9 protein-coding genes and 1 pseudogene are annotated in these 8,482 nt (G+C 70.2%); 6 read left to right on the plus strand and 4 right to left on the minus strand.

Translation table 11 applies throughout. The features are described 5' to 3' along the window. From speB to CVO76_RS02745, 3 genes are all read left to right on the plus strand, one after another. Positions 1–908: agmatinase (gene speB / locus CVO76_RS02735; RefSeq protein ID WP_208740585.1), on the plus strand; the 908-nt coding region annotated here is incomplete at its 5' end. Continuing rightward, positions 909–2,600, plus strand: coding sequence for a thiamine pyrophosphate-binding protein (locus CVO76_RS02740; protein ID WP_133083192.1), 1,692 nt, complete (start codon positions 909–911; stop codon positions 2,598–2,600). Between the two features lie 63 nt (positions 2,601–2,663). Beyond that, positions 2,664–2,867 (plus strand): DUF2945 domain-containing protein, encoded by a 204-nt coding sequence (locus CVO76_RS02745; protein WP_133083193.1) that lies wholly within the window; start codon positions 2,664–2,666, stop codon positions 2,865–2,867. Positions 2,868–2,948: 81 nt separating this feature from the next. Here CVO76_RS02745 and CVO76_RS02750 read toward each other — a convergent pair whose 3' ends face one another. Continuing rightward, the gene (locus CVO76_RS02750; RefSeq protein ID WP_208740586.1) at positions 2,949–3,293 is read right to left on the minus strand and encodes a DUF3140 domain-containing protein; all 345 of its coding nucleotides are present in this window, start codon (positions 3,291–3,293) and stop codon (positions 2,949–2,951) included. Between the two features lie 136 nt (positions 3,294–3,429). Between CVO76_RS02750 and CVO76_RS02755 the strand changes: the two genes are divergently transcribed. After that, positions 3,430–3,969, plus strand: a complete 540-nt coding sequence (locus tag CVO76_RS02755; protein WP_133083195.1) for a hypothetical protein — start codon at positions 3,430–3,432, stop codon at positions 3,967–3,969. A gap of 104 nt (positions 3,970–4,073) precedes the next feature. Here the strand turns inward: CVO76_RS02755 and CVO76_RS02760 are convergent, their stop codons facing one another. The 3 genes from CVO76_RS02760 to CVO76_RS02770 are packed head-to-tail and all read right to left on the minus strand — an operon-like array spanning position 4,074 to position 7,157. Further along, entirely contained in the window at positions 4,074–5,210 is a 1,137-nt protein-coding gene (locus tag CVO76_RS02760) for an FAD-dependent oxidoreductase (RefSeq protein WP_208740587.1), read from the minus strand. Then, positions 5,203–5,931, minus strand: a complete 729-nt coding sequence (locus CVO76_RS02765) for a class I SAM-dependent methyltransferase (RefSeq protein WP_208740588.1) — start codon at positions 5,929–5,931, stop codon at positions 5,203–5,205. Before CVO76_RS02765 ends, CVO76_RS02760 begins: the two co-directional genes overlap by 8 nt. After that, a complete protein-coding gene (locus CVO76_RS02770; RefSeq protein WP_208740589.1) occupies positions 5,928–7,157 on the minus strand; it encodes a type III polyketide synthase in 1,230 nt (409 codons plus the stop codon). Before CVO76_RS02770 ends, CVO76_RS02765 begins: the two co-directional genes overlap by 4 nt. Before the next feature lie 82 nt (positions 7,158–7,239). On the opposite strand from CVO76_RS02770, the gene CVO76_RS02775 reads away from it, so the two are divergent. Further along, positions 7,240–8,139, plus strand: coding sequence for an SDR family oxidoreductase (locus tag CVO76_RS02775; protein WP_133083199.1), 900 nt, complete (start codon positions 7,240–7,242; stop codon positions 8,137–8,139). A gap of 120 nt (positions 8,140–8,259) precedes the next feature. Then, a pseudogene (locus tag CVO76_RS02780) lies at positions 8,260–8,482 on the plus strand (hypothetical protein); the annotation flags it as partial.

Consider the following 8,482-nt stretch of genomic DNA (forward strand, 5'->3'; position numbering starts at 1 on the left):
GCCTGCCCCGCCTCGACCAGGTGGACCGCGCCGACATCGCCGTCGTCGGAGTCCCCTTCGACTCCGGGGTGTCCTACCGTCCCGGCGCCCGTTTCGGCGGGAACCATGTCCGCGAGGCGTCGCGCCTCCTGCGGCCGTACAACCCGGCGCTCGACGTCTCACCGTTCGAGCGCGTGCAGGTGGCCGACGCGGGGGACATGGCCGTCAACCCGTTCAACATCCACGAAGCCATCGAGACCGTGCAGCAGGAGGCCCTCGACCTGACGGCCGGCGGGACCCGGCTGGTCACGCTCGGTGGCGACCACACCATCGCGCTGCCCCTGCTGCGCGCGGCCGCGGAGCGTGCCGGATCGCCGGTGGCCATGCTGCACTTCGACGCCCACCTGGACACCTGGGACACCTACTTCGGGGCCGAGTACACGCACGGCACCCCGTTCCGCAGGGCGGTGGAGGAGGGGATCCTCGACACCGAGGCCATCTCCCACGTGGGGACCCGCGGGCCGCTGTACGGGGTACGGGACCTCGAGGACGACCGCCGCTTCGGCTTCGGGATCGTCACGTCCTCCGACGTCTACCGCCAGGGCGTCGACGAGGTGGTCGACAAGCTGAGGGTGCGCATCGGCAACCGCCCGCTGTACGTCTCGGTGGACATCGACGTGCTCGACCCCGCGCATGCGCCCGGGACCGGGACGCCCGAGGCGGGCGGCATCACGAGCCGTGAACTGCTCGAGATCCTCCGCGGGCTCCGCGGCCTGAACCTCGTCGGTGCAGACGTCGTCGAGGTCGCCCCCGCCTACGACCACGCCGAGCTCACCGGGGTCGCGGCATCGCACGTGGCCTACGACCTCGTGACGCTGATGGCCGACACCCTCACGCCGTCCGACGCGCCGATCCGCGGGGACAAGTAGATGGACATCACCGCCGGCGCCGCCTCGGCGCCCCCCACCCCCGTCAGCGGCCAGCGCAACGGCGGCGACCTCGTCGTCGAGACGCTGTCCGCCCTCGGTGCGACGACGGTGTTCGGCATCCCCGGCCAGCACGCACTCGGGCTCTTCGACGCCCTGTCCCGCTCCGACCTCCGGTTCGTCTCCTCCCGGGTCGAGAACAACTCCGCCTTCGCCGCCGACGGCTTCTCCCGCGCGACCGGCGACGTCGGCGTCCTCTTCCTCTCCACCGGACCCGGAGCGCTGACCTCGCTCGCCGGCCTGCAGGAGGCCTATGCCACGGGCGTGCCCATGGTCGTCGTCGCCAGCCAGATCCCCCTCGAGGGACTCGGTGCCCGCCGCAAGGGCATGCTCCACCAGCTCGACGACCAGAAGGCGTCGGCTGCGAACGTCACGAAGAGCCAGCGCCTGATCCAGCACGCCTCCGGCATCCCCTCCGCCATCCAGGACGCCTGGACCGAGGCGGTCTCCTCGCCCCAGGGGCCCGTGTGGGTCGAGGTGCCGCAGAACGTGCTGCTGGACCCCGTGATGGTGCCCGAGGTCGAGGACGCGCTCGCGGAGCCCTTCGACAATCCGCCGCGGATCGAGCTGGTGCGCGAGGCCGTGGCATGGCTCAGGGACTCGAAGCGGCCGGCGATCGTCGCGGGCGGCGGCGCACGGCGCGGCCGGGCCGAGGCGTGGCTCCTGTCGATCGCCGAGAAGCTCGGCGCCCCCGTGGTCTGCTCGCCCGGCGGCAACGGCGCCTTCCCGTGGACGCACGAGCTGTCCCTGCAGTCGTGGGTGGAGGACCGGCACGTCACCGAGGTGCTCGAGGACGCCGATGTCCTCCTCGTCGTCGGGTCCTCGCTCGGCGAGGTCACCTCCAACTACTTCACGATGGAGCCCCGGGGCCGGATCATCCAGATCGACGCCGAGCCGCGTGTCCTGGAGTCCAACCGGCCGGCGCTCGGGATCCGGGCCGACGCGGGACAGGCCCTCGCGGCCCTCGACGAGGCGCTCCAGCCGCTCGACCGGGATCGCCAGCCCGGCTACGACGCCGCAGCCCTCGTGGCCGAGACGCTCGCCCGGGTGGGCGCGCGTCTCGACGCGCAGGATCTCGGCAAGGAGCGGGCATTTCTGCAGGACATCCGGGAGGCCGTCCCCGCCGGCATGCAGACCTTCTGGGACATGACCATCTCGGCCTACTGGGCCTGGAGCTGCTGGGATGCCCGCGAAGGCCAGTTCCACTCGGCGCAGGGCGCCGGAGGCCTCGGGTTCGGTTTCCCCGGCGCCATCGGAGGCGCCGTGGGCCTCGAGTCGCGCGGGCTGCCGGCCCGGGTCCTCGCGGTGTCGGGGGACGGTTCGGCGATGTACTCCATCGCGGAGCTGGCGACCGCTCGGCAGCACGACATCCCCGTCACCTGGCTGATCGTCGATGACGGCGGCTACGGCATCCTCCGCGAGTACATGGAGGGCGCTTTCGGGAAGGCGACGGCGACCGAACTGTCCCGCCCCGACTTCGTGGCCCTCGCCGAGTCCTTCGGGGTGCCGGCCCGCCGCGTGGCACCCGAGGACATCGGTCCCGCGCTCGGCGCGAGCCTCGCAGCCGAGGGTCCCAACGTCATCGTCGTGGAGACACTCCTGCGCCTCTTCGCCCCCACCCACCTCGATCAGTAGGCTTTCCTTTTCCCTCCCCGGGTGAGAGTGTCGGAAGCACTATCGCCTCGAGGAAGGAACACCATGGCATTCAGCAAGGGGGACGAGGTCACCTGGAACACCTCCCAGGGAACGACCGAGGGCAAGATCGTGGACAAGCACGAGAAGGAGTTCACCTTCGACGACCAGAAGTTCAACGCGTCCAAGGACGAGCCGTACTACACCGTGGAGAGCTCGAAGTCCGGCAAGAAGGCAGCGCACAAGGAAAGCGCGCTGTCCAAGAAGTAGCCGGCGCACGGAGATGCCGCCCCGCACCGTCGGGGCGCCCTTCCTTGCTCTCCGGGTGAACCGGGCCAACCGGACGGAGCCCTATTTCAGGGGATCGTGGCCCCAGTTCATGAGCGAGTAGCGCCACTTCGAGGACTCGATGTCCTCCTTGGTGGGGCGCTGGGCCAGATGGCGGTGGACGTAGCCCACCACCTTGTGCATGTGCTCGACGTCGTCGTCCCCGAGGTCGTCCCGCTTCGTGGTCAGGATCTCGATGATGCGCCGGCCGGATCGATGGCCCACGGACTCGCCGCCGTCCTGCTCCTTCTGGCCGACCGACTGCGATTCCTCCGTGTCAAGCCATTTCTCGAGCTGGGACGCGCTCATGTTGACCGCGTCCTTCCACTGGGGCCAGACCTCGTCGAGATCGTTCGTTTCGTCCGCCATGTGCCTCGGGCCTTTCGTAGCAGTTCCGCGCGAAGGACTCCGCGCGTTTCCAAACTCGAGCTGGCGATAGCTTAATCCTAAGTAGGCTGATAAATGTAGAGGGTAGGTCGAACCAACGTCTAAGGAGCTCTACATCATGGCAGGAAACCTTTTGGCACGATCAGCCCACGACCTCGGCGCCGCAGCATGGTTCGGCGGCACCCTGATGGGCGCTGTCGGACTCAACGGTGCAACCGGCAAGGCGAAGGACCCCAAGGAGCGCACCCGGCTGTCCGCGCTCGGCTGGGCGAAGTGGACGCCGGTCCAGGTGGCCGCATTCGCCGTCCACGCGGTCGGCGGCATCGGCCTGATCCTCGGCAACAAGGGTCGCCTCGCGTCCCAGGACTCCGTGGGTTCGAACACCGTCTGGAAGTCCGTCGTCACGCTGGCGGGCATGGCGCTCTCGCTGTACTCGGGGATCCTCGGCAAGAAGGTCGGCGAGCTCGCGGAGCAGGGTGGAGAGGGCGCAACCGAACCGCGTCCCGGTGCCACCGACGAACTGGCCAAGGCGCAGTCGCAGCTGAAGACCACCCAGTGGCTCCTCCCGCTGATCAGCGGCATCGTCGTGGTGATGGGTGCGAAGCAGGGCGAGATGCAGCGTCCCACCAACGTCAAGAAGGGCCTGCTGAAGAAGTAGTCCTTCCGGCCTCGGGTCGGCAGACCCCCGTACTGCCCTGCCGGCAGGCGCCGATCCGGTGCCTGCGGCCGGGGGTCACGGGGGTCCAGCCGTTAAGGCGCGGCCTATTGCATGGTGAAGGCCCGGGCGACGCCGGCGTGGACGGTGTCATTGCGGATCAGCGCCCCGAGGATCCCGTTGCGGAGGCGCATCAGGGGCGTCGGCAGTGGCCGGCCCAGTGCCATGTTGATGTGCGCCTTCCGGCGCGCCAGGGTCGCCTGCGCCCTGCGCTCCTTCTCGTACGCCGCAAGCCTTGCGCCCACGTCCTGGCCGTCCCTCAGCGACGCCGTGATGATCGGCACCAGCCGGACGGCGTCGAGCCAGCCGAGGTTCATGCCCTGTCCGCCGATCGGTGACACCTCGTGCGCGGCGTCGCCCACCAGCACAGTGCGTCCGGCGACGAAGCGCTCGGCGAGCCGGGACTGGACCTCGAAGGCGCTCAGCATCGAATTGGTGCCCGGGTCGACGTCGACGCCCGTCCGTTTCCGGATCAGCTGGGTGAGTGCTTCCGCCGTCGGGCGTTCCACGGGGCAGCCGACGCGGACCACCCACCGCCGGATCCCGGCGGGGAGGGGGAAGGACTCGACGATCCCGCCGTCCTCGAGGTACAGCACGGCATCGTCGCCGTCGCCCGTGGTGTCCTCGAAATCGCCCATGACGTAGCAGTCGGGGTATTTCCGTGCCGGTGCGCGGATGCCGGCGTCGCCCCGGAGCGAGCTGCGTGCGCCGTCCGCCGCGATGACCAACCGCGTCTCCAGGACGGCGTCCTCGCCCCGGACGCGCGTGACGGTCCGGACGCGATCCCCGGAGTCGTGGGCGGCGACGACGGCGACCCCGCGTCGCAGGGTGCCGGGGAAGTCCTCCTCCAGTCGCCGCTCCAGGATCTCCTCGGTGACGGCCTGCGGTACGGCGAGGACGTACTGCTCCGCACCGGGCAGGGCGGCGAAGGACACCGTGCCCACGTGCCGTCCGCCGCTGCGGGCGATGCCGTCGCGGATCCGTACGCCGCGGCTCCGCAGCTCGTCGGCGATACCGCCGGCCTCGAGCGCCCGCAGCGCCGGCGGGTGGATGCCGATCGCGCGCGAATGGCTGCTGCGTTCCGTGCGGCGTTCGAGCACGACGGCGTCGAGGCCCGCCTGGCGCAGGAGCAGGGCCGTGTAGAGCCCGACGGGACCAGCGCCGACGACGACGACGTCACGCATCGCCGACAGCCCCGCCCGACATCCGATCGAGCACGAGCAGATTGATGAAGGGGACGGCGGTGCGGACCCGCCACTGGTCCCTCCCGGCCACGGCCTCGCGCAGTTCGGTGGTCGTATAGCTGCGGCGGATGGAGGTGAGCCCGTCCTGTCGGATGTACGACCCGGGCAGCGGCAGCGTGCCCGCCGAGAACAGGGCGTACGCGAGGGGGTGGCGGGCGATGTCGCTGTGCACTGCGACCCGACGGGCCAGCTGCTCCGTGTCGTCGAGGAGACCGGCGAACTCGCCGGGGTCGAGGTGATGGAGCACATGGTTGGAGGTGACGGCGTCGAATCCGGCGCCCTCCCTGACGAGTTCGGTGCTGAGGGCCCGGCGGAAGGACAGCCCAGGGACGGCAGGCCGTGACGTCGCATAGGCATGGGCGCGCTCGTCGGGGTCGATGGCGGTCACCTCGAGCCGGAAGCCGTCACGCCGCGCCCAGCGGGCGATGGCCCGCGGCACGTCCCCGCCGCCCGAACCGATGTCGAGGAGGGTGTTGGTGCGGTCCTGCGAGAAGGCCGGCCGGAGCAGCGAGGCGTACGTGCGGTGCCAGCCCGACACGACGGCATTGACCACGCCGAACTGCGCATACGTGCGGTCGAGCTTCCGAGGGTCGCAGTCGGGCCGATCCATCTCCTCGACGGCGTCCGGGTCCCGCTGCGCGAGGAACCCTGCTCCGCTCATGCGCCGGCTTGGCTGAGGATGGGCTCGAGGTCCTCGGGCACGGCGGCGTCGGCGTCGTCGGACACGCCGGCGGTCCGGGCCTCGGAAACCGCGGCGGACGCTCCGATCCTGGTGAGGAGCGCGGTCTCGACCGTGAGTCCCGGACCGAAGGCCATGGAACAGATGCGGTTGTTCCCCTCGCTCGCGGGCTGGTCCAGGATGGCCTTCAGGACGAAGAGGACCGTGGCGCTGCTCATGTTCCCGTAGTTGCGCAGGGTCTCGCGCGCCGGCACCAGCTGCTCGGGGCTCAGTCCGAGTTTGGCCTCCACCTTGTCGAGGATGCTGCGCCCGCCCGGGTGGATGGCCCAGTGCTCGATCTCCGAGTAGTCCAGGCCCTTCAGCGACGCGTCGCGGGCGAGCAGGGGTTCGAGGGCCCCGACGATGTGCTCGTCGATGATGTGCGGGACGTACGTGCCGAGGACCATCTCGAAGCCCTCGTCCCCGATGTTCCAGGCCATCGCCTCCTCACCCACGGGCGTGAGCACCGTCTCGAAGTGGTCGAGGCTCAGCGCCGGACCGTCCAGCGGGATGTCCCGCGCGGAGACGATCGCTGCCGCAGCGCCGTCGGCGAACAGGGAGGACCCGACGATGGTGTCGGGGTTGTTCGAGGAGCGGACATGCAGCGAGCACAGCTCGGCGGCGATCACGAGCACGACGGCGTCCGGGTCCGCATCGCAGAAGGCCTTCGCCGACCGGAGTGCGGGGAAGGCCGCGTAGCACCCCATGAAGCCGAGGTGGTAGCGCTGGACCGACGGATCGAGGTCGAGGGCTCGCACCACCTTGTAGTCCGGCCCGGGGGCGAAGAATCCGGTGCAGGACGCCGTGACGACGTGCGTGATGTCCGCGGCCTCGATGCCCGGAGCCGCGTCCAGTGCCTTGCGGGCTGCCTCGATGAAGAGTTTGGTGCCCTCCTCGGCGTAGACCGCGTTGCGGGTCTTGGTGCTCGGCGTCAGGATCCGCAGTTCCTTCTGGTCGAAGAACACCGGATCGTCGGACGTCGCCTCGAGCGTGAGCTCCTTGACGGCGGTGTACCGGGTCTCGATCCCCGAGGAGTCGAAGGCCGCTCCGACGAGGCGCTGTGCCAGCCGCGTGAGGCCCGGCTGCGCAGCGAAGACGTCGCGCACCTGGGGCTGCACCATGATCGTGTCGGGTACAGCTGTTTCGAGGGATCTCAGGATCACTGTCATACGTCCATTACTAGAGGACTAACGCGACAAACACAATGACAGTAGGCTTAGTGTTCACTCTCGCAACCATCCCAGGAGCGCAATGGCCAACGAACCGTCAGGCACCCTCGACCAGGAGGACCCGCGCGGTCCCGCCGTCGACGCGTCCCCTGAACTGCAGGAGTATCCCGGCTTCACCGAGCGCATGGACCCGCGCCCCGACCACGGCGAGGACAGCTACACCGGGCACGGTCGGCTGGCGGGGCGGCGGGCCTTCATCACGGGAGGAGACTCCGGCATCGGCCGGGCCGTGGCCCTCGCCTTCGCACGGGAGGGCGCGGACGTCGCCATCGGCTACCTCCCGGAGGAGGAGGAGGACGGCGCGAGCTGCCTCGAGCTGATCCGCGCCGAGGGCCGGACGGCACTTGCCGTGCCGGGCGATCTCCGGGACGAGTCGTATGCCGCCGCAGCGGTCCGGCAGGTCGTGGAGGGGCTCGGGGGCCTCGACATCCTCGTGAACAACGCGGGCTTCCACATCGCCCAGCCGAACGGCCTCCCCGACATCGATGCCGACCAGCTGCGCCGTACCTTCGAGACGAACGTGTTCGGCACGATCTGGCTGACGCAGGCGGCCCTGCCCCACCTGGGGGAGGGGTCCTCGATCATCAACACCACCTCCGTGCAGGGCTACCACCCGTCGACGAGCCTCATGGACTACGCCGCGACCAAGGCGGCCCTGAACAACCTGACCTTCAGCCTCGCGGGACTGCTGGGCGAGCGTGGCATCCGGGTGAACGCCGTCGCCCCCGGACCCATCTGGACGCCGCTGCAGCCCGCCACGACGACATCCGAGAAGCTGGAGTCGTTCGGCGAGGGAACGCCCCTCGGACGGATGGGCCAGCCGGCCGAGCTCGCCGGAGCCTACGTCTTCCTCGCCTCGAACGATGCGCGCTACGTGTCCGGGGAGATCCTCGGGGTCACCGGCGGCAAACCCCTGGCCTGAGGAGGTCCGGGTGCCGGCACGGGGGGGTGCTGAGCACCGGACCAAGCCGAACCGCGCTGTGGAACGAAGTGCAGGTATCAGCGCCGGCCTTCTCCTGTCCGGCCGACCGGAGGGCTGCTCGTGAAACTCCTGACCGCACTGCCGTCCCGGCGCCGCTCCGCGCTGGCTGCCGTAGTACTGACCGCCTCGCTGGCGCTCGCCGCCTGCGGCAGCGCCGAGGAGAACCCGCTCGGAGTCAATGCGGCCGGACGGGCCGGGACGGCCGAGGACGCCGCCACCGCGAACGGCGGGCGGGCTGTGCCCGTCGGCGCCGATCTCGGCGAGGACCCGCTGAACGTGGGGG

The organism is Arthrobacter agilis, from assembly GCF_002953615.1.
In the GTDB taxonomy this organism is placed as follows: Bacteria; Actinomycetota; Actinomycetes; order Actinomycetales; family Micrococcaceae; genus Arthrobacter_D; species Arthrobacter_D agilis_B.